Source organism: Aquabacterium sp. (assembly GCF_049317225.1).
Classification (GTDB): domain Bacteria; phylum Pseudomonadota; class Gammaproteobacteria; order Burkholderiales; family Burkholderiaceae_C; genus Aquabacterium.
On record NZ_JBMOIR010000007.1, the window covers coordinates 42,461 to 60,646 of the forward strand.

The 18,186-nt window shown below is 58.8% G+C and carries 17 protein-coding genes and 1 tRNA gene; 4 read left to right on the forward strand and 14 right to left on the reverse strand.

All coding sequences use genetic code 11. The annotated features are described in order from the left end of the window. Positions 1-7 precede the first annotated feature (7 nt). Both ACOYNB_RS06920 and ubiE read left to right on the forward strand, forming a co-directional pair. Complete coding sequence (locus ACOYNB_RS06920; protein ID WP_422838385.1) at positions 8-1,297, forward strand: NAD(P)/FAD-dependent oxidoreductase; 1,290 nt, start codon at positions 8-10, stop codon at positions 1,295-1,297. A 19-nt stretch (positions 1,298-1,316) separates the two neighbouring features. Then, positions 1,317-2,048 carry a bifunctional demethylmenaquinone methyltransferase/2-methoxy-6-polyprenyl-1,4-benzoquinol methylase UbiE gene (ubiE, locus tag ACOYNB_RS06925; RefSeq protein ID WP_422838386.1) on the forward strand — a complete coding sequence of 244 codons (732 nt, stop codon included), beginning with the start codon at positions 1,317-1,319 and terminating at the stop codon, positions 2,046-2,048. Between the two features lie 81 nt (positions 2,049-2,129). Here ubiE and ACOYNB_RS06930 read toward each other — a convergent pair whose 3' ends face one another. Continuing rightward, positions 2,130-2,711: a chalcone isomerase family protein gene (locus ACOYNB_RS06930; RefSeq protein WP_422838387.1), complete on the reverse strand. Its 582-nt coding sequence runs from the start codon at positions 2,709-2,711 to the stop codon at positions 2,130-2,132. A 14-nt stretch (positions 2,712-2,725) separates the two neighbouring features. After that, positions 2,726-4,411, reverse strand: a complete 1,686-nt coding sequence (locus ACOYNB_RS06935) for a long-chain-fatty-acid--CoA ligase (protein WP_422838388.1) — start codon at positions 4,409-4,411, stop codon at positions 2,726-2,728. A gap of 120 nt (positions 4,412-4,531) precedes the next feature. On the opposite strand from ACOYNB_RS06935, the gene ACOYNB_RS06940 reads away from it, so the two are divergent. Continuing rightward, positions 4,532-5,347, forward strand: a complete 816-nt coding sequence (locus ACOYNB_RS06940; protein ID WP_422838389.1) for a MerR family transcriptional regulator — start codon at positions 4,532-4,534, stop codon at positions 5,345-5,347. A gap of 15 nt (positions 5,348-5,362) precedes the next feature. Here the strand turns inward: ACOYNB_RS06940 and ACOYNB_RS06945 are convergent, their stop codons facing one another. The 11 genes from ACOYNB_RS06945 to thrS all read right to left on the reverse strand — a co-directional run bounded on the left by ACOYNB_RS06945 (position 5,363) and on the right by thrS (position 15,299). Next, positions 5,363-5,956, reverse strand: coding sequence for a flavin reductase family protein (locus tag ACOYNB_RS06945; protein ID WP_422838452.1), 594 nt, complete (start codon positions 5,954-5,956; stop codon positions 5,363-5,365). A gap of 86 nt (positions 5,957-6,042) precedes the next feature. Continuing rightward, positions 6,043-6,119 (reverse strand) — tRNA-Pro (locus ACOYNB_RS06950). Positions 6,120-6,182: 63 nt separating this feature from the next. Next, positions 6,183-6,722, reverse strand: coding sequence for a MerR family transcriptional regulator (locus ACOYNB_RS06955; protein ID WP_422838390.1), 540 nt, complete (start codon positions 6,720-6,722; stop codon positions 6,183-6,185). Between the two features lie 129 nt (positions 6,723-6,851). After that, positions 6,852-7,211, reverse strand: coding sequence for an integration host factor subunit alpha (locus ACOYNB_RS06960; protein WP_422838391.1), 360 nt, complete (start codon positions 7,209-7,211; stop codon positions 6,852-6,854). 23 nt (positions 7,212-7,234) lie between these two features. After that, entirely contained in the window at positions 7,235-9,664 is a 2,430-nt protein-coding gene (gene pheT, locus ACOYNB_RS06965) for a phenylalanine--tRNA ligase subunit beta (RefSeq protein ID WP_422838392.1), read from the reverse strand. A 45-nt stretch (positions 9,665-9,709) separates the two neighbouring features. Next, positions 9,710-10,741, reverse strand: coding sequence for an NADPH-dependent aldehyde reductase Ahr (gene ahr, locus ACOYNB_RS06970; protein WP_422838393.1), 1,032 nt, complete (start codon positions 10,739-10,741; stop codon positions 9,710-9,712). Between the two features lie 32 nt (positions 10,742-10,773). Next, on the reverse strand, positions 10,774-11,811 hold the full coding sequence (pheS, locus tag ACOYNB_RS06975; RefSeq protein WP_422838394.1) for a phenylalanine--tRNA ligase subunit alpha: 1,038 nt from the start codon (positions 11,809-11,811) through the stop codon (positions 10,774-10,776). Between the two features lie 115 nt (positions 11,812-11,926). After that, positions 11,927-12,286, reverse strand: coding sequence for a 50S ribosomal protein L20 (gene rplT, locus ACOYNB_RS06980; protein ID WP_374256462.1), 360 nt, complete (start codon positions 12,284-12,286; stop codon positions 11,927-11,929). Positions 12,287-12,352: 66 nt separating this feature from the next. Next, positions 12,353-12,556, reverse strand: coding sequence for a 50S ribosomal protein L35 (rpmI, locus tag ACOYNB_RS06985; RefSeq protein ID WP_028601240.1), 204 nt, complete (start codon positions 12,554-12,556; stop codon positions 12,353-12,355). 152 nt (positions 12,557-12,708) lie between these two features. After that, positions 12,709-13,257 (reverse strand): translation initiation factor IF-3, encoded by a 549-nt coding sequence (infC, locus tag ACOYNB_RS06990; RefSeq protein ID WP_422838453.1) that lies wholly within the window; start codon positions 13,255-13,257, stop codon positions 12,709-12,711. Positions 13,258-13,379: 122 nt separating this feature from the next. Beyond that, complete coding sequence (gene thrS, locus ACOYNB_RS06995) at positions 13,380-15,299, reverse strand: threonine--tRNA ligase (protein ID WP_422838395.1); 1,920 nt, start codon at positions 15,297-15,299, stop codon at positions 13,380-13,382. A gap of 379 nt (positions 15,300-15,678) precedes the next feature. Here thrS and ACOYNB_RS07000 point away from each other — a divergent pair, with 379 nt between their 5' ends. Then, on the forward strand, positions 15,679-16,611 hold the full coding sequence (locus tag ACOYNB_RS07000) for a hypothetical protein (RefSeq protein ID WP_422838396.1): 933 nt from the start codon (positions 15,679-15,681) through the stop codon (positions 16,609-16,611). A gap of 100 nt (positions 16,612-16,711) precedes the next feature. Here ACOYNB_RS07000 and aceA read toward each other — a convergent pair whose 3' ends face one another. Then, complete coding sequence (gene aceA, locus ACOYNB_RS07005) at positions 16,712-18,028, reverse strand: isocitrate lyase (RefSeq protein ID WP_374256467.1); 1,317 nt, start codon at positions 18,026-18,028, stop codon at positions 16,712-16,714. Positions 18,029-18,186 lie beyond the last annotated feature (158 nt).

Below are 18,186 nucleotides of genomic sequence, written 5' to 3' on the forward strand. Positions count from 1 at the left end.
TCAACCCATGTCTTCCATCTTCGATGTCGTGGTGATTGGCGCTGGCGCCGCTGGTCTGTTTTGTGCGGGTGCAGCTGGCCAGCGAGGCTTGCGCGTGCTCGTGCTGGATCATTCCGCCAAAGTGGCCGAAAAAATTCGGATCTCTGGCGGCGGACGGTGCAACTTCACGAATCGAGAAGTCACACCAGCCAATTTCATCAGCGAGAACCCACATTTCTGTCGCTCGGCTCTGGCCAGCTTTACCCCTCAGGACTTTCTGGCACTGATTGAAAAGCATCGGATTGCCTGGCACGAGAAGCACAAAGGCCAGCTGTTTTGCGATCGCAGTGCCAACGACATCGTGCAGATGCTGTTGAGTGAGTGTGATGCTGGTGGTGTCACGCGCTGGCAGCCTTGTGCCGTGCATGATGTCCGCCACCATGTTGACGCAGTCGAAAGGAAGGCTCGGTTTTGCGTTGACACTGACCGAGGCCTGATCGAAGCACACCAGGTTGTGATCGCAACAGGCGGACTGTCCATCCCCAAAATCGGCGCCACAGACTTTGGACAGCGCCTGGCTACGCGATTGGGACACACACTTGTGCCACTGCGCCCCGCCCTGGTGCCACTCACATTCAGCCCGGAGTCGTGGGCAGCATTTGTGCCGATGGCCGGCATCTCGCTGGAGGTGGACGTCTCCACCAACCACGAGGCCCCCGGCAAGCGCAAAAAGACCACCACCACGCACTTTCTGGAAGACCTGCTGTTCACCCACCGAGGATTGAGCGGCCCCGCCGTTCTTCAGATTTCCAGTTACTGGCAGCCGGGCACGCCCATCACATTGAACATTGCGCCTGGCCGCGATTTGGCTGCCGCACTGAAATCTGCCAAGGTCGGTTCACGCAAGCAGCTCTCGACGGAGTGGGGGCACGCTTTGGGAAGTGACGTCCCCCAACGCTTGGCTCAAACATGGCTTGACCACATTCAGCAGGCCACACCGAGTCTGCGCACCGATGCGGCCATCGCCGAGCTGAGAGACAAGGATCTGGAGTCACTGGGGCAGTCCGCCAATGCCTGGCACATCACCCCTAGCGGCACAGAAGGCTATGCCAAGGCAGAAGTCACCGCTGGCGGTGTGAGCACGGCCGAACTGAGCTCGCAAACGATGGAGAGCAAGAAGGTCCCCGGCCTGTATTTCATTGGTGAAGTCGTCGACGTCACCGGCTGGTTGGGCGGATACAACTTCCAATGGGCCTGGTCCAGCGCCATGGCCTGCGCGCGTGCGCTGACACCCGTGTCAGACAGTGACGCACTTTGAGCAAGGGTAAGATGACACCATGAGCACCACGCATTTCGGTTTCAAGCAGGTTGACGAGACAAAAAAAGCACAGCACGTTCGTGGTGTGTTTGACTCGGTTGCCAACAAATACGACATCATGAACGACCTGATGTCGATGGGCCTTCACCGCATCTGGAAGGCCTACACCATCGCCGCCAGTGGCGTGCGCGAAGGCCATAAAGTGCTGGACATCGCAGGCGGTACAGGGGATCTGTCCGAAGCATTTTTGAAGCGCGTTGGCACGTCAGGCACGGTGGTCCACACCGACATCAACGAGGCAATGCTGAGCACGGGCCGAGACCGCCTGCTCAACAGCGGCATTGCCCTGCCGACCACACTGTGCGACGCCGAGAAACTGCCCTTCCCGACCGATACATTCGACATCGTCACGGTCGCATTTGGCCTGCGCAACATGACCCACAAGGACATCGCACTGAAAGAGATGTGCCGCGTCCTGAAGCCTGGCGGACGACTCTTGGTTTTGGAGTTCTCCAAAGTGGCCAAGCCTCTGGAAAAGGCTTACGACTGGTACTCGTTCAAGATCCTGCCCAAACTGGGGCAACTCGTTGCAGGCGATGCTGAGAGTTATCAGTACTTGGCTGAATCGATCCGCATGCACCCTGATCAGGCCACCCTCAAGGCCATGATGAAGGAAGCTGGATTCGGCCATGTGGACGTCCACAACATGACCGGCGGAGTGGTGGCCCTGCATCTGGGCATCAAGTGCTGAGCAGTCTGTCCCCATGAAAAAGGCCGGTCAGTGACCGGCCTTTTTAGTTGCGCACGCCATAGTAGGCGTGGTCGCAAGCAATCACGACGTACCCAACAGGCCGCGCTTCAGATCCTTGTCACTGGGACGGTCGCCCAACCAGATGCGCAACAGCGCACGGTAGAAATCATCACCGGCGATATTACGCCCCATGGGCTTGCCCGCCACGGTGATGCGAGTCCCTTGCATCGGCACATAGTCCAGCTGAATCACAGACCCACGACGCACCTCGCCAACTTGCATCATGGCCGCCTCCAACTCGTCCACACGAGCGCGCAACGTAGCCATTTCTGCCGTGGACGTGTTATCGGTGATACCCGTGATCAATCCCTCGACCAACTGATTGGCCGACACATCACGCAGCATGACGATGCGGATGGACTTTGGCCCCACCTGATTCATCAGGTTGGCCGGCAAGGTGTCGCGGCGGGGCGTATACAGACCCATCGCATACACCTTGATGATCATCTTGACGCGCAGGCCCACACCATTGAGCTGCAAAGGCTGATCTGCGAGAGTGACCTGATCCTCAAACTGGACACCCGCCACCTCACGGGCAGCATGAGCCGCCATCGATGCTGTCAACACAGCAACCGACAGCGCTGCCGCCGCCCACTTTTTCATACCGTGAATCATTCTTAAGCCGCCTTCTTCTGGTCCGCATCGCGCAGTTCGCGTCGCAGAATCTTACCTACATTCGACTTCGGCAGCTCATCACGGAATTCGATGTACTTGGGACGTTTGTAACCAGTCAATTGCTGCTTACAGAATTCAGCCACGTCTTCCACGGTCAAGTCAGGGTCGCGCTTGACGATGAACAGCTTGACCGCTTCGCCAGAATGCTTGTCTGGCACGCCGATCACCGCAGCCTCCAACACACCCGGGTGCTGCACGGCCACGTCTTCGACTTCGTTGGGATAAACGTTGAAGCCAGACACGAGCACCATGTCCTTCTTGCGGTCCACGATCTTCACGAAGCCATGTTCGTCCATGACGCCCACGTCGCCTGTCTTGAAGAAGCCGTCGTCGGTCATGACCTTCGCCGTTTCCTCAGGGCGACGCCAGTAGCCGGCCATCACTTGCGGACCACGAATGCAGATCTCGCCAGACTGTCCCAGTTCGACGTCTTTGCCGTCGTCATCGCGGATGGCCACTTCGGTAGAAGGCAGTGGCATACCAATCGAGCCGGTGTAGCAATCAATGTTGTTGGGATTGCAGGTGGCCACCGGAGAGGTTTCAGACAGGCCGTAACCCTCGATGATGGGGGTGCCTGTGACCGCCTTCCAGCGCTCTGCAACAGCCTTTTGAACCGCCATGCCGCCACCGATGGTGACCAGCAGACTGGAGAAGTCCAGCTTGGCAAAGTCGGGGTTGTTCATCAGACCGCTGTACAGCGTGTTGACGGCCGGGAACATGTGGAAGCGGAAGCTCGACAATTCCTTGATGAACCCAGCGATATCGCGCGGGTTAGGAATCAGCAGCATGCAAGCGCCGTTACGGATGCCCATCAGACAGCAAACCGTCAAGGCAAAGATGTGATACAGCGGCAAGGCGCACACCACGTTCAGCTGCTGGATCTTGCTGGTATCCAGGCCGTTAGTCAGCCAGGCTTCGCACTGCAACACGTTAGACAGCAGGTTGCGCTGCAGCAGCGTCGCCCCCTTGGACACACCCGTGGTGCCACCTGTGTATTGCAGGAAGGCCACATCGTCCAGACCAATTTGCTGGGGCGTGTAAGGCTTGGCTGCACCCTTGCTCAGCACGCTGTTAAACGACACGTGACCGGGCAAGGACCAAGCAGGCACCATCTTGCGCACACGACGCACCACGAAGTTGGTCAACGCCCCCTTCAGGGTACCCATCAGGTCACCCATGGACGCCACCACGACGTGCTTCAGGTGACCGCGAGCCTGCACAGCCTGCAACGTGCTGGCGAAGTTCTCCAGAATAATGATGGCTTCTGCACCGCTGTCGTGAAGTTGATGCTCCAACTCACGGGGGGTGTACATCGGATTGACGTTGACCACCACGCACCCGGCACGCAGGATACCGGCCACAGCGACCGGGTATTGCAGGATGTTGGGCATCATCACGGCAACACGAGCGCCCTTGGTCAGGCCTTGCGCCTGCAACCACGATGCCAGATTGGCGGACTGACGATCCATCTCGCCATAAGTCAGGCTCGCCCCCATGCAACGGAAAGCCACGCGGTCAGCATACTGACGCATGGCCTCATCCAGCAACTGCACCAGCGACGAATACTGAGTCGCATCGATCTCCTGCGGCATGTTGGCAGGGTAATTCTTCAACCAGATCTTTTCCATGGGGTCCTTCAGGCGACCCCACACCTGCAGTGCAGAGCCGCATCAACACAACAGCGGGATGTTACATTAACTCTGCAAGATGCCCGCCGGTATCATGCGAGGCATTCAGTGTCAGTCACGATGATGTCCAGCTCATCCGCCAAAAAATCCCGCCCCAAAGTCAGCACCAGCCACACGGAGGTTGAACTGACAGTGGAGGATTTGTCCAAGCAAGCCGGCGTCAGCGTACGCAACATCCGCGCGTACCAGACGGCAGGGCTCATGCCCCCTCCCCGACTCAAAGGGCGGCTGGGCATTTACGATCACGAGCACCTTGGCAAACTTGAGCTGATCCGCGACCTGCGTCAGCAGGGTTTCAGGCTGGAGGCCATCAAGGACATGCTGGACAAAACTCCGGAAGGAGCCTGGTCCGAGTACTCCTTGATCAGCGACCTTTTTTCCACCACGTTTTTCACGGTGGAGGCCCCCAAACGCAAAGCGCTGTCGGAAATGGCCGCGCACTGGCAAACGTCAGCCACCCCGGAACAGAAAGAGCGACTGTCACGCAACGGCCTTTACCGTCGAATTGGCCCAGACGAAGTCGAAATGCTCAGCCCGGCGCTGGAGCGCATCGGCATTCAACTGGCAGAACTCAATGTCCCGCTGGACACGGTACTGGACCTGCAAGACGAACTCATCAAACACACCCGCATCATTGCGCGGGCCTATGTCGAGCAGTTGTTTCTGACTCTGGCAGAAGGCATTGCAGCAGCCGAAGCCGAAGCCAAGGCCAAGGGCATCCCGGTTGATCCGGCAGCCATCGCACCGCTAACCGCCATGTTCGAGCGACTGCGTCCACTGGCGGTCGGCTCGATCAGCGCCGCCTTTCCTGTCGTGCTGCAGCAAGAATTTGATCAAGCCATCCAGCAGCAACTCAAGCGCAGCCACACCGGCTGATCGCACAACACACGCTCATCCTCGTAAGGGCTTGCCGGTCGCAAAAAATGCTCCGCCGGCAACATGATGCAGGCTGCGCAGGTTGGGGCTGGCGCCAGCCTCGTCCGAGGCACCGAACAACCATCGCCCGTCCTTGAACGCGCGCGGATCGGCCCAAGCCGCAACCACCTCTGCAAGAAACAGGTCGTACCGCTGCGCCATGGCCTCTTCCGGCAGCACCTTGCAGACCAACCAGGCCGCACAACCGGCAATCAAAGGCGCAGGTGTTTGCGGCACAGACAGCGCTTCCAAGCCACATTGATCGAACTTATTGACCTCTCGGCCAGACTGCGTCCCCACAGCCATCACGGTCGACAGCATGTCCACCGTCGGCACCTGAAGCACGAATTCGCCAGAAGCCTCGACCAAACCGCGCGTGAACGTTGCCTTGTCGATCACCACGGCAACTTTGGGTGGATTGAAGTCGAGTGGCATGTTCCAGGCAACAGCCATGACATTGCGCTGCCCCGCATGGGCTGCACTGATCAACACGGTTGGACCGTGGTTGATCAACCGGTACGCCTTGGCGAGCTCAACAGGCACCAAGTGAGCGGATGGGTCGATTTGCATCATGTGTGAATCCATGTGGATGGCGTGAATCACATCTGAAATGACAAAAGCCCAGTAGCTTTCGCTACTGGGCTCGATGTCGTTCTTGGTCGGGGCGGCGGGATTCGAACTCGCGACCCCTTGCACCCCATGCAAGTGCGCTACCAGGCTGCGCTACGCCCCGACAAGAATTAAATTATGGCACACATTGGAGCTGTTTTGCAAGCCGACTCGCTTTTTGACAACATCAAACAAGCAAGTCGCGGATAGACAACAAAGCCTCTCGCAACGAAGCCGCAGCGTCGCCATTCAAAGATTGCAGAGCACGAACATCAGGTCCTGCCCACGCAGCGTCCAGCACCGCAACAGGAGAGCTGGCCTGCAGCGCTCGTGTCACCGAGGTTGCGGTCAAGGCCGCTTGCGAAGCAAGTACCCCCGGATGCACACCAGCACCAAATCCGTTGCCAGCCGCCATGCCATCCAGCGCATCGTCGTCTTCACATTCGACTTGCGAAGATTGCGCCCCCATCTCACTGAGACGATTGCGCGCGCCACTGATCGTGAAGCCTTGTTCATACAGCAGCTCACGAATGCGACGAATCAGCAGCACTTCATGGTGCTGGTAATAGCGGCGGTTACCGCGGCGTTTCATAGGCTTGAGTTGAACGAACTCTTGCTCCCAGTAACGCAACACATATGGCTTGACCAGGCACAGTTCACTCACCTCACCGATGGTGAAGTAGCGTTTGGCGGGAATTGGCGGCAAAGCGCTATCAACGCGTTCCATGTTGTCCTGACGTCTTTTTCAACGATGCGGTGACCATGGCCCCGATCGTCTCCCCTTCTGCGTGGCAGCCGCACGAAACTGGCTGCATGCCCTCACCTGCAAAGTGACAGCTGGCAAGGGTTTGAGACTTTACTCCAAGTCCTCTTCGGTGGGAATGTCGCCCTGCACCATCCCTTTGAGTTTCTGACTGGCGTGGAACGTCACCACCTGCCGAGCATTGATGGGAATCACCTCCCCGGTACGGGGATTTCGGCCTGGCCGTGACGCCTTCTGCCTGATCTGGAAGTTGCCGAAACCAGACAATTTCACATCACTGCCCGAGATCAGGCTGTCGTGAACCAGCTCGAAAAACGCTTCAACCATGTCCTTCGACTCACGCTTGTTGAGCCCGAGTCGCTCGAACAGCATCTCGGACAACTCTGCTTTGGTCAGCGTTGGTGTTTCGATGGTTGGCAGCAAGACCGTCAGGTCTCGGATCTTGTCGTTCATGTTGCTGGCCCTCCCAAAGGGTCTTATCCGCGCACCCGTGCACCGACGCGCTCAGCCAAAGAGGCCAACACGGCCTGCATGGCTGTCTCGATGCGCTCGTCGGTCAGGGTCTGTTCGTCGTCGCGCAACTCCACGCGCACAGCCAGGCTGCGCTCGTTGTCTGCGATACCGGCTACCGCAGACTTGGGCTTGTAGATGTCGAACAGGCGGGCACCGCGCACCAGCCCATCGGTCGGGGCTTGGGTGATGGCAGCGATCAGGGCGTCATGGGCTGTCGACTCGGTCACCACCAGGGCCAGATCGCGGTACACCGACTGCATCTTGGGCACCGAGGTGAACGCAGGCACCACACGTTGCGTCAGTGCATCGGCATCCAGCTCAAACAGCACAGGGGCCTGAGGCAGATCGTAAGACTGGCGCCACTTGGGATGCAGTTCACCCACAAAGCCCACAGCGTTGCCGTCGATCACCACCTGAGCGCAACGGCCTGGGTGGAACGCAGGATGCTCGGTGGCAACGAAGCTGGGTTGACGAGGCGCCAACAGCGCTTCCACGTCACCCTTGACGTCAAAGAAGTCGACGTTGCGCGAGGCCGAGCCCCACTGCAGTGCATCGGCGGGGCCATAAGCCAGGCCCGCCACACGAACCGGTTGATGGAAGCCGCCCACGGTTTGGTCGCCGTCGACCACCGACGCATCGCGCAGGAACACCCGGCCCACCTCAAACAGGCGCACGCGCTCGGCTTTGCGCGCCAAGTTGTTCTTGAGGATGTCGACCAGGCTGCCCACGATTGACGAGCGCATCACCGCCAGAGGGCTGGCAATAGGATTGAGCACGCGGATGGGGTTGGTATTGCCCGCCAACTCAGCTTCCCAACGCTCTTCCACGAAGCTGAAGGTGATGACTTCCTGGTAGCCGCGTGCAGCCACACCGCGACGAACAGCGTAGAGGCTCTTGCGACCTTCCGGACGCACCAAGGGAGTGACCGGCGCTTTGGGGGCGCGCTTGGGCAGCTTGTCAAAGCCCACCACGCGCACGATTTCTTCGATCAGGTCTTCTTCGATCTGCAAATCGAAACGCCAGCTCGGCGGCGTCACCACGAAATGCACATCGCCTTGCACTTCCAGCACCTCAAACGGCAAGGCCAGACGCTGGAACACGGTTTCGCATTCGCCTTGCGTCACCGGCATGCCGATCACGCGCTGCGCACGCGTCAGTCGCAGGGTCACGGGCGTACGTGCAGGCTGCTGAATGATCTGGTCATCGACGGGACCGGCTTCACCGCCGCAGATCTCCAGGATCAGTTGCGTGATGCGCTCCAGATACTGCGCCGTGGGCGCTGCATCCACGCCACGCTCGAAACGGTGCGACGCATCGGTCGAGAAGTTGTAGCGACGTGCGCGACCGGCAATCGCCTTGGGCCACCAGAACGCGGCCTCCAGGTACACATTGCGGGTGTCGTCACCCACGGCGGTCGCGTCACCGCCCATGATGCCCGCCAGAGATTCCACCTGCTGACCATCCGCGATCACGCCCACCTGCTCGTCCAACGTCACCGTGTTGCCGTTGAGCAGCTTCAAGGTTTCGCCGGCCTTGGCCCAACGCACTTGCAGATCGCCCTGGATCTTGTCCAGATCGAAGACATGCGAGGGCTGACCCAGTTCGAACATCACGTAGTTGGAGATGTCCACCAACGCCGACACGGCACGCTGACCACAACGGGCCAAGCGCTCCACCATCCAGTCGGGCGTCTTGGCTTGCGGGTTCACGCCACAGATGACGCGGCCGGCGAAACGGCCACACAGATCCGGCGACTGCACCGCGACTTTCAAGGCAGCATCCACCGTCGGCTTGACCGGCTCAATGGCGGGCAAGGTGAACGGCGCCCCGGTCAGGGCGGACACTTCACGCGCGATGCCCGCCACGCTCAAGCAGTGCGCGAGGTTGGGTGTGAGCTTGAGCGTGAACAGCGTATCGTCGAGGCGCAGGTGCTCGCGGATGTTTTGACCGACAGGTGCATCGTCCGCCAGGATGTGCAAGCCGTTGGACTCTTCTGACACCCCCAGCTCTTTGGCCGAGCACAGCATGCCGTGGCTCTCGACACCGCGCAGCTTGCCCTTCTTGATGACAAACACCTTGCCGTCCGGGCCAGGGGGCAACTCGGCACCGATCGTGGCACAAGGCACCTTGATGCCTGGACGCACATTGGGTGCGCCGCACACGATCTGCAGCACCTCGCCCGTGCCAGCATCCACCTTGCAGACGTTCAAACGGTCAGCATCCGGGTGCTTGGCCACTTCCAGCACATGCGCCACAACCACACCGGTAAACGGTGGGGCCACCGGATCCAACTCCTCCACCTCCAGACCGGCCATGGTCAACAGGTCAGCCAGTTGCTGGCTGGTGAGGTCAGGGTTGCAGAAACGACGCAGCCAGGACTCGGGGAATTGCATGTCTTAGATCCTTGGAATCAGATATTCGGTGTGACGTGGTGGGTCTCAGGCCTGATCGAAATCGGCGTCCAACACCACGCGGTAACGAGCCTTGCCGGCGCGGACATGGTCCAGCGCCTCATTAATGCGGCTCATTGGGAAATGTTCGGTCTGCGGCTCAATGCCGTGGCGAGCAGCAAACTCCAGCATCGTGTCGATGTCTTGTCGAGAACCCGTGGGCGAGCCCGACACACTGCGCAACCCGCTGATCAGCGGCAAGGCATCCACCTCCATGGGTTGCGGCAGCACGCCCACCAAGTGCAGATGCCCCTTCGGTGCCAGCGTGCTCATCAGCGCCTTCCAGTTCAGCATGACATTCACCGTCACCAGAACCAGATCCAAGCGGCCACGAATGGCCTTCATGGCATCCGGATCCACGCTGGAGACCACACGGTGCGCCCCCATCTGCAGGGCTTCATCCCGCTTGGCATCGCTCGATGTGAACGCCGTGACCTCGCAGCCCCAAGCCCGCGCGAACTTGAGGGCCAGGTGCCCTAGCCCGCCGATACCCACCACCCCCACGCGATGCGTAGGCTTGATGTCCAGATTGAGGAAGGGAGAAAACACCGTCACGCCACCGCACAACAGCGGGCCCGCCTTGGCTGCGCTCAGCCCATCGGGGATCGGGCACGCCCACAGCCAATGGGCACGCGCCCGCTCGGCAAAGCCGCCGTGGTGACCCATGATGGTCGGTTGCGCCACACGGCACAATTGCGGCTGACCGCCCAAGCAATTTGGGCAGCTCATGCAACTGCTGCAGTTCCAGCCCAAGCCCACACGCTGCCCCAGGCGCAAACCTCGCGCTTGAGCACCCGTGGCGACCACTGTACCAATGATCTCGTGGCCACCCACGGTCGGATACGCTGCAGGCCCCCATTCGCTGTCGATGACCGACAGGTCAGAGTGACACACCCCGCAGTGCTCGACACGGATTTCCACCTCTTCAGCGCCCAAAGGGCCAGGTTCATACGAAAACGGCACCAGTGGTTTGTGGGCCGCTTGCGCCGCCCAAGCACGAATGGATGTGGCAGTGGTCATGTCGATCCTCCAGCAGGATGATTCAGTGCCCGTTACTGAAATTGCTGCAGAAAACGCAGATCGCCTTCAAAGAACAGGCGCAGGTCGTTGACGCCGTAGCGCAGCATCGTCAGTCGATCCGGGCCCAAACCGAACGCAAAGCCGATGTACCGCTCGGGGTCGAGCCCGAAGTTGCGGACCACGTTCGGGTGCACCTGACCGGCGCCACCCACTTCCAGCCAGCGCCCCTTCAGCGGACCTGACGAAAAGGCGATGTCCACTTCGGCAGAAGGTTCGGTGAAGGGGAAGAACGACGGACGGAAACGGATGTCCAAGTCGTCGGTCTCGAAGAAGGTGCTGAAGAAATTCCCCAGCACAGACTTCAGGTCTGTAAAGCTGACGCTCTCGCCAATCCACAGGCCTTCGCACTGGTGGAACATGGGCGAGTGCGTGGCATCGCTGTCCACACGGTAGGTGCGACCGGGAGCGATCACGCGGATTTCCGGCATGCGCTCGCCCTTGGCCAGCAACTCGGCGTGACGCTTGACGTGCTGGACGGCATAACGCACCTGCATCGGGCTGGTGTGCGTACGCAGCAAATGACCGCCTTCCACATAGAAGGTGTCGTGCATGGAGCGGGCGGGATGGTCTTCCGGCGTATTCAGGGCCGTGAAGTTGAACCAGTCCGCTTCGATTTCGGGACCATCGGCCACATCGAACCCCATGGAGCCGAAGATGCCTTCAATGCGCTCAATGCTCAGAGACACAGGATGCAAACCACCCTCGCCTCGACGGCGACCGGGCAAGGTCACATCCAGGCTCTCGGCGCGCAGTTGTTGCGCCAGCTCGGCATCGGCCAACGCCTGGCGACGCTCGTTCAAAGCAGCCTCGACGCGCTGCTTGGCCTGGTTGATGGCCGCACCACGAGTTTTCTTTTCTTCGGGGCTCAGGGCACCCATGCCCTTGAGCAACTCGGTCACGCTGCCGGACTTGCCCAAAAATCGGGCCTTGGCGTTTTCCAGGTCTGCGGGGGTAGCGGCGGCTGCGAAGGCCTCTTGGGCCGACAGCACCAGTGCGTCGAGATCGTTCATGGTCTTATGTCGAAAAAAAAGGCCAACAAACTGTTGGCCTTTAGATCACCAGCCTGCCGCCACGGGCAAACCGTTGCAGCATGGCTGGCGCAGCATCTTGCTGCCCGCTTAAATATTAAGCAGCCAGTTGAGCCTTGGCCTTTTCAACGATGCCAGCAAAAGCGGCAGGGTCGTTGACGGCGAGGTCAGCCAGCACCTTGCGGTCGATTTCGATCGATGCCTTCTTGATGCCAGCCATGAACTTGCTGTAGGTCAGACCCAGAGCACGGCTAGCGGCATTGATACGAGCGATCCACAGACGGCGGAATTCGCGCTTCTTGGCACGGCGGTCACGGTAGGCGTATTGGCCTGCCTTCATGACTGCCTGTTTGGCGATGCGGTATACGTTCTTGCGGCGACCACGGAAACCCTTGGCCAGGGCGAGAACTTTCTTATGACGAGCGCGGGCTGTTACACCACGTTTGACGCGAGGCATGTGTGACTCCTTCGGCGTTGACTATCTAAACCAGATTCGAGACTTACTGTTCTTTTGCGTAGCCGATTACAGGCCAGCGAAAGGCAGCATCTGAGCCATGTGGCCCATGTTGGTCTCATGCACGTTCACAGCGCCGCGGAGCTGACGCTTGTTCTTCGTGGTCTTCTTGGTCAGGATGTGACGCTTGAAGGCTTGACCGCGCTTGACGGTGCCACCTGGACGCACGCGAAAACGCTTCTTCGCACTGCTCTTGGTCTTCATTTTGGGCATGTTCTGCTCCTTTTACGTTGTTCCTGCCAGGCGCCACGGATACCACTTCCGTGTCTTGATAGCCTGCAGGCACTTGGTCCGTGAGTAGCGGCGACCAAACCACCACCCCGGTTGTCGCCTCGTTTGACCGAAGCGGCATTCTCTCAGAAGAATTACTTCTTCTTTTTCGGGCCGAGCACCATGATCATCTGGCGCCCTTCCAGTTTCGGCATGTTCTCGACGACCGAGCAATCAGCCAGATCATCGCGCACACGCTCCAGCAATTTCATCCCCAGTTCCTGGTGCGTGATTTCACGGCCACGGAAACGGAGGGTCACTTTGCCCTTGTCGCCCTCTTCAAGGAAGCGACGCAGGTTGCGAACCTTGATGTTGTAGTCGCCATCGTCAGTACCGGGACGGAACTTGATTTCCTTGACTTCGATGACCTTCTGCTTGAGCTTGGCGTCGTGAGCCTTCTTCTGTTCCTGATACTTGAACTTGCCGTAGTCCATCAGGCGACACACAGGCGGATCGGCCTGGGCAGCCACCTCAACCAAGTCCACGTCGTGTTCGGCGGACAGGCGCAGGGCTTCCTGAATGCTGACGATACCGAGGGGCTCGTTCTCGGGTCCGTTCAGACGGACTTCGGGAGCAGTGATTTCACGATTCAGCCGATGCTTGCGCTCATCATTGCGCGTACGGCGGTCAAAAAAGTTAGCGATGTCAAATTCCTTCAGGCCACGGCGCCCACTGGGCCACCGCACCGGTTAACCATGAATCCGCGCTCAAACAACCCAGCACAAAAGCGCCCTGACTGCGAATGCAGTACAAAGCGCTTCATGCGTCAGGCCTTGCTGGCGATGTCCTGTGCGATCTTCGCGGAGAAGTCTGCCAGCGACATCACGCCGAGGTTTTGGTTGCCCCGAGCGCGCACGGCGACGGTGCCATCGGCCTTCTCCTTGTCACCGACAACGATGAAGTACGGCACCTTCTGCAACGAGTGCTCGCGGATTTTATACGTGATTTTTTCGTTGCGCAAATCCAGCTGGACTCTAAGTCCTTGTTTCTGGAGCGTTTTGGCAATTTCTTGCGCGTAATCAGCCTGCGCATCGGTGATATTGAGCACCACAGCCTGCACAGGCGACAACCAAACGGGCAGCGAACCCGCGTGCTGCTCGATCAGAATCCCGATGAAACGCTCCAACGAACCCAGGATGGCGCGGTGCAGCATGACGGGATGCTTGCGTTCACTGGTGTCCGCCACGTACTCGGCATTCAGGCGTTGAGGCATGGAGAAGTCCACCTGGATGGTGCCGCACTGCCAGTGGCGACCCAGGGCATCCTTCAAGGTGTACTCGATCTTCGGTCCATAGAACGCACCATCACCCGGCGCAATCGTGAACTCACTACCCGTGGCTCGCAGCGACTCCATCAAGGCGTTTTCAGCCTTGTCCCAGATCTCGTCCGAGCCAATACGCGCCTCGGGGCGGGTCGCCACTTTGTAGATGATGTCGGTGAAGCCGAAATCCTGGTAGACCTTCTGCAGCAAGGCCGTGAAGTCCACGCACTCTTGCAAGATCTGATCTTCGGTACAGAAGATGTGGCCGTCATCCTGCGTGAAGCCACGCACGCGCATGATGCCGTGCAGACCGCCAGTGGGTTCATTGCGATGGCACTGACCGAACTCACCGTAACGCAGCGGCAGGTCACGGTAGCTCTTGATGCCTTGATTGAAGATCAGGATGTGGCCCGGGCAGTTCATCGGCTTGAGCGCGTAGTCACGCTTTTCCGACTCGGTGGTGAACATGTTGTCACGGTACTTGTCCCAGTGACCGGTCTTCTCCCACAGCGTCTTGTCGATGATCTGGGGACCCTTGACCTCGTCGTAACCGTTGTCACGGTAAACCTGACGCATGTATTGCTCGACCGCCTGCCACACGGTCCAGCCCTTGGGGTGCCAGAACACCACACCAGGCGCATGGTCGTCAATGTGGAACAGATCCAATTCACGACCCAGCTTGCGGTGATCTCGCTTTTCAGCCTCTTCCAGGCGATGCAGGTACTGAGCCAGATCGTCCTTGGACGTCCAGGCCGTGCCGTAGACGCGTTGCAACTGCTCGTTGCGATGATCGCCACGCCAGTAGGCGCCCGCCACCTTCATCAGCTTGAAATGCTTGAGCTTGCCCGTGCTCGGCACGTGGGGGCCGCGACACAGATCGGTGAATGCACCCTCGCTGTAGAGGGACACATCCTGGTCTGCCGGAATGCTTTCGATGATCTCGGCCTTGTAGTGCTCGCCCAACCCCTTGAAGTAGGCCACGGCCTCATCACGCGGCAAGACTTTGCGCTCGACCTTTTCATCCTTCTTCGCCAACTCAGCCATCTTCTTTTCGATGGCCTCCAGATCTTCCGGCGTGAAGGGGCGCTTGTAAGCGAAGTCGTAATAGAAGCCGTCTTCGATGGTTGGGCCAATGGTGACCTGCGCATCCGGGAACAACTCTTTCACCGCATAAGCCAACAAGTGGGCCGTCGAGTGACGAATGATGTCCAGACCGTCCGCATCCTTCTCGGTGATGATGGCCAGAGGCGTGTCAGCCTCAATCAGAAAACTGGTATCCACCAGACGAGCACCATCGCCCTGCCCCACGCGACCTGCGAGCGCGGCTTTAGCCAGACCTGCACCAATGGAGGCGGCCACCTCAGCAATCGTTACAGGACCCGGGAATTCGCGTTTGGAGCCATCAGGCAACTGAATAGAGATCATTGTTTCAACCTTGGGATCTTGATGCGCCCACCACCAGAAGCGACAGGCAACAAAAAAAGCGCGGGGTTCGCCGCGCTTTCTTGTCAGATGAGAGAAATGCGAAAGCAGCGGCCCGCCGACTAAACCTCGACAAAACTGGAGGTGACTTTCGTCGTTCGCGGTGTCATAACCGTCTGCGCCTTTCTACTTTTCTTACTGGCAAGTAAAGGTACGCACCCGTCTAAGTGCTGGGGCACTATTGTAGCGCTGCCAACATCACACCCGCCAATGACCGCTTCAGGGGTATGCTGACACACAAACCATTCTTCACCCCGTTTTGCCAGGCATGCCCGCATACCACCCCACATCCACGCACCAACTGACTGCCATTTGCGCCGCATTGTTCGTCGCATTCAGCCAGCCCGCGGCAGCGCAAGAGGCGACATATACAAGCGAATCAGGCAGCACTGAAAGCACAACCGACACCGTACTGACCACCACACAGCAACACGTTCGATCATCCGTTGAATGGCTGGCCAGCGGTGTGGACAGTTGGTTCGGCGAAAAACCATTCTCAGAGGGCGGCAAGGTGAGCAACGGGGAATTGGGCTGGACGGTCTACAAGCGTGAAGACCAACCCTCCACAACCGGCATCAGATTCAAAGCTCGGTTCAAGCTACCCAACCTCGAATCACACTCTTACCTTTTCATCGGAAACGATGACCGACGAGAGATCGTGACCGACCAACCTGACACCTTCTCACGTCAGCAACAACTATTGAGAAACGACAACCGAGACAACACCTTCTTTGCCGGAATTGGCACGACCATCAGAGAGTCAGTCGATTTGCGATTGGGTTTCAGAGGCGGACTCAAGCCGTATGGTCAAGCGCGCTATCGACACCCCTGGCAACTATCACCGGACGACCGCGTGGAGTTCAGGGAAACCGTGTTTTACAGCGTAGCTGATCGGATTGGCTCGACCACAGCCATCTCGTACGATCATGCGTTATCCAACACTTTGAACTTCCGGTGGCTGAACGCCATCACTGTCACACAAAGCAGCAAAGACGCGGCCTGGTCGAGCAGCGTAGGCACCTACAAGTCATTTGGCGAGCAACGCGTCCTGTCCCTCGAAGCACTGATGGGCGGCGTGATTGGCAACGATGTCACAGTTGCCGACTACGGACTACAAACCAAATGGTCGCAACCCGTTCACAAAGACTTTGTGATCGGTGAGGTCGTCGTCGGCCACTTCTGGCCACGTTCATCCCCCCTCGAACCCCGCCGACAGGCATGGGCAATTGGCACGGGAGTCAAACTCAAGTTCTGAACTGGAGTCACAGAGTTTCGCCAGACAAAGAAAAAGGCCACCCGAGGGTGGCCTTGCTGAGTGGACGGGAGATCCGCCAGAGCGGACCTCACATCGCAGATCAGTGGAATTGTTCTTCTTCGGTCGAGCCGGTCAGGGCCTTCACGGAAGAGGAACCACCTTGGATCACGGTGGTCACGTCGTCGAAGTAGCCAGCACCCACTTCTTGTTGGTGCGACACGAAGGTGTAACCCTTGTCGCGAGCCGCGAATTCGGGCTCTTGCACCATGTTGACGTAGTGCTTCATGCCTTCGCCGCGAGCGTAAGCGTGGGCGAATTGGAAGGTGTTGTACCAGTTGACGTGGATACCAGCCAGGGTGATGAACTGGTACTTGTAGCCCAGAGCCGACAGCTCTTCCTGGAACGAAGCGATTTGAGCGTCGTTCAGGTTCTTCTTCCAGTTGAAGGAAGGCGAGCAGTTGTACGACAGCAGCTTGCCAGGGCAAGCGGCGTGAACGGCTTGAGCGAATTCACGAGCGAAGCCGATGTCAGGCACGCCAGTTTCACACCACACCAAGTCAGCGTAAGGAGCGTAAGCAACGCCACGGCTGATGGCTTGTTCCAGACCGTTCTTGACGCGGTAGAAACCTTCTTGAGTGCGTTCGCCAGTGACGAAAGGCTTGTCGTTGTCGTCGCAGTCAGAAGTCAGCAGGTTAGCAGCTTCAGCATCGGTACGAGCCAGAACGATGGTGGGCACGCCCATCACGTCAGCAGCGAAACGAGCAGCGATCAGCTTTTCAACGGCTTCACGGGTAGGAACCAGAACCTTGCCGCCCATGTGGCCGCACTTCTTCACGGCAGCCAGCTGGTCTTCGAAGTGAACGCCAGCTGCACCAGCGGCGATCATGTTCTTCATCAGTTCGAAAGCGTTCAGAACGCCACCGAAACCGGCTTCAGCGTCAGCGACGATAGGCAGGAAGTAGTCGATGAAGTTTTCATCGCCAGGGTTCACGCCACGCGACCATTGGATTTCGTCAGCACGCTTGAACGTGTTGTTGATACGACGAACCATCGTGGGGACGGAGTCGTAAGCGTACAGCGACTGGTCGGGGTACATGGTTTCGGAAGTGTTGCCGTCGGCAGCAACTTGCCAGCCAGACAGGTACACAGCTTCCAGACCAGCCTTGGCCTGTTGCATGGCTTGACCAGCAGTGATCGCGCCGAAAGCGTTCACGTAGCCCTTCTTGGCACCGCCGTTGACCTTTTCCCACAGCTTTTCAGCGCCGCGCTGGGCCAGGGTGTACTCGGGCTGCAGGCTGCCGCGCAGGCGCACAACGTCAGCAGCGGAATAGCCGCGCTTGACAAGCTTCCAGCGGGGGTTTTCGGCCCAGTCTTTTTCCAGGGCAGCGATTTGCTGTTCACGGGTGAGGTTCGTCATGACGAGATCTCCGGGTTGGTGGGAAGTACTTGAAAACCCGAAGTCTACCTTGTTTTCACCTCAGACGTAAAGACTTATGTCTTATATAAGACTTGGCAAATCACCCGATGCACGGATAAGCCCCTCTGAGAGTGACGTTAATTGACAACACGAACAAG

Bases quoted from the DNA above. Each gene is read 5' to 3' on its own strand.
- pheT (WP_422838392.1), bottom strand. From the start codon at position 9,664: ATGCAATTCCCCGAGTCCTGGCTGCGTCGTTTCTGCAACCCTGACCTC.
- thrS (WP_422838395.1), bottom strand. From the start codon at position 15,299: ATGATCTCTATTCAGTTGCCTGATGGCTCCAAACGCGAATTCCCGGGT.
- ACOYNB_RS06920 (WP_422838385.1), top strand. From the start codon at position 8: ATGTCTTCCATCTTCGATGTCGTGGTGATTGGCGCTGGCGCCGCTGGT.
- rplT (WP_374256462.1), bottom strand. From the start codon at position 12,286: ATGCCTCGCGTCAAACGTGGTGTAACAGCCCGCGCTCGTCATAAGAAA.
- ubiE (WP_422838386.1), top strand. From the start codon at position 1,317: ATGAGCACCACGCATTTCGGTTTCAAGCAGGTTGACGAGACAAAAAAA.
- ACOYNB_RS06945 (WP_422838452.1), bottom strand. From the start codon at position 5,956: ATGCAAATCGACCCATCCGCTCACTTGGTGCCTGTTGAGCTCGCCAAG.
- ACOYNB_RS06960 (WP_422838391.1), bottom strand. From the start codon at position 7,211: ATGAACGACAAGATCCGAGACCTGACGGTCTTGCTGCCAACCATCGAA.
- ACOYNB_RS06935 (WP_422838388.1), bottom strand. From the start codon at position 4,411: ATGGAAAAGATCTGGTTGAAGAATTACCCTGCCAACATGCCGCAGGAG.
- aceA (WP_374256467.1), bottom strand. From the start codon at position 18,028: ATGACGAACCTCACCCGTGAACAGCAAATCGCTGCCCTGGAAAAAGAC.
- ACOYNB_RS06940 (WP_422838389.1), top strand. From the start codon at position 4,532: ATGATGTCCAGCTCATCCGCCAAAAAATCCCGCCCCAAAGTCAGCACC.
- rpmI (WP_028601240.1), bottom strand. From the start codon at position 12,556: ATGCCCAAAATGAAGACCAAGAGCAGTGCGAAGAAGCGTTTTCGCGTG.
- ACOYNB_RS06955 (WP_422838390.1), bottom strand. From the start codon at position 6,722: ATGGAACGCGTTGATAGCGCTTTGCCGCCAATTCCCGCCAAACGCTAC.
- pheS (WP_422838394.1), bottom strand. From the start codon at position 11,811: ATGAACGATCTCGACGCACTGGTGCTGTCGGCCCAAGAGGCCTTCGCA.
- ahr (WP_422838393.1), bottom strand. From the start codon at position 10,741: ATGACCACTGCCACATCCATTCGTGCTTGGGCGGCGCAAGCGGCCCAC.
- ACOYNB_RS06930 (WP_422838387.1), bottom strand. From the start codon at position 2,711: ATGAAAAAGTGGGCGGCGGCAGCGCTGTCGGTTGCTGTGTTGACAGCA.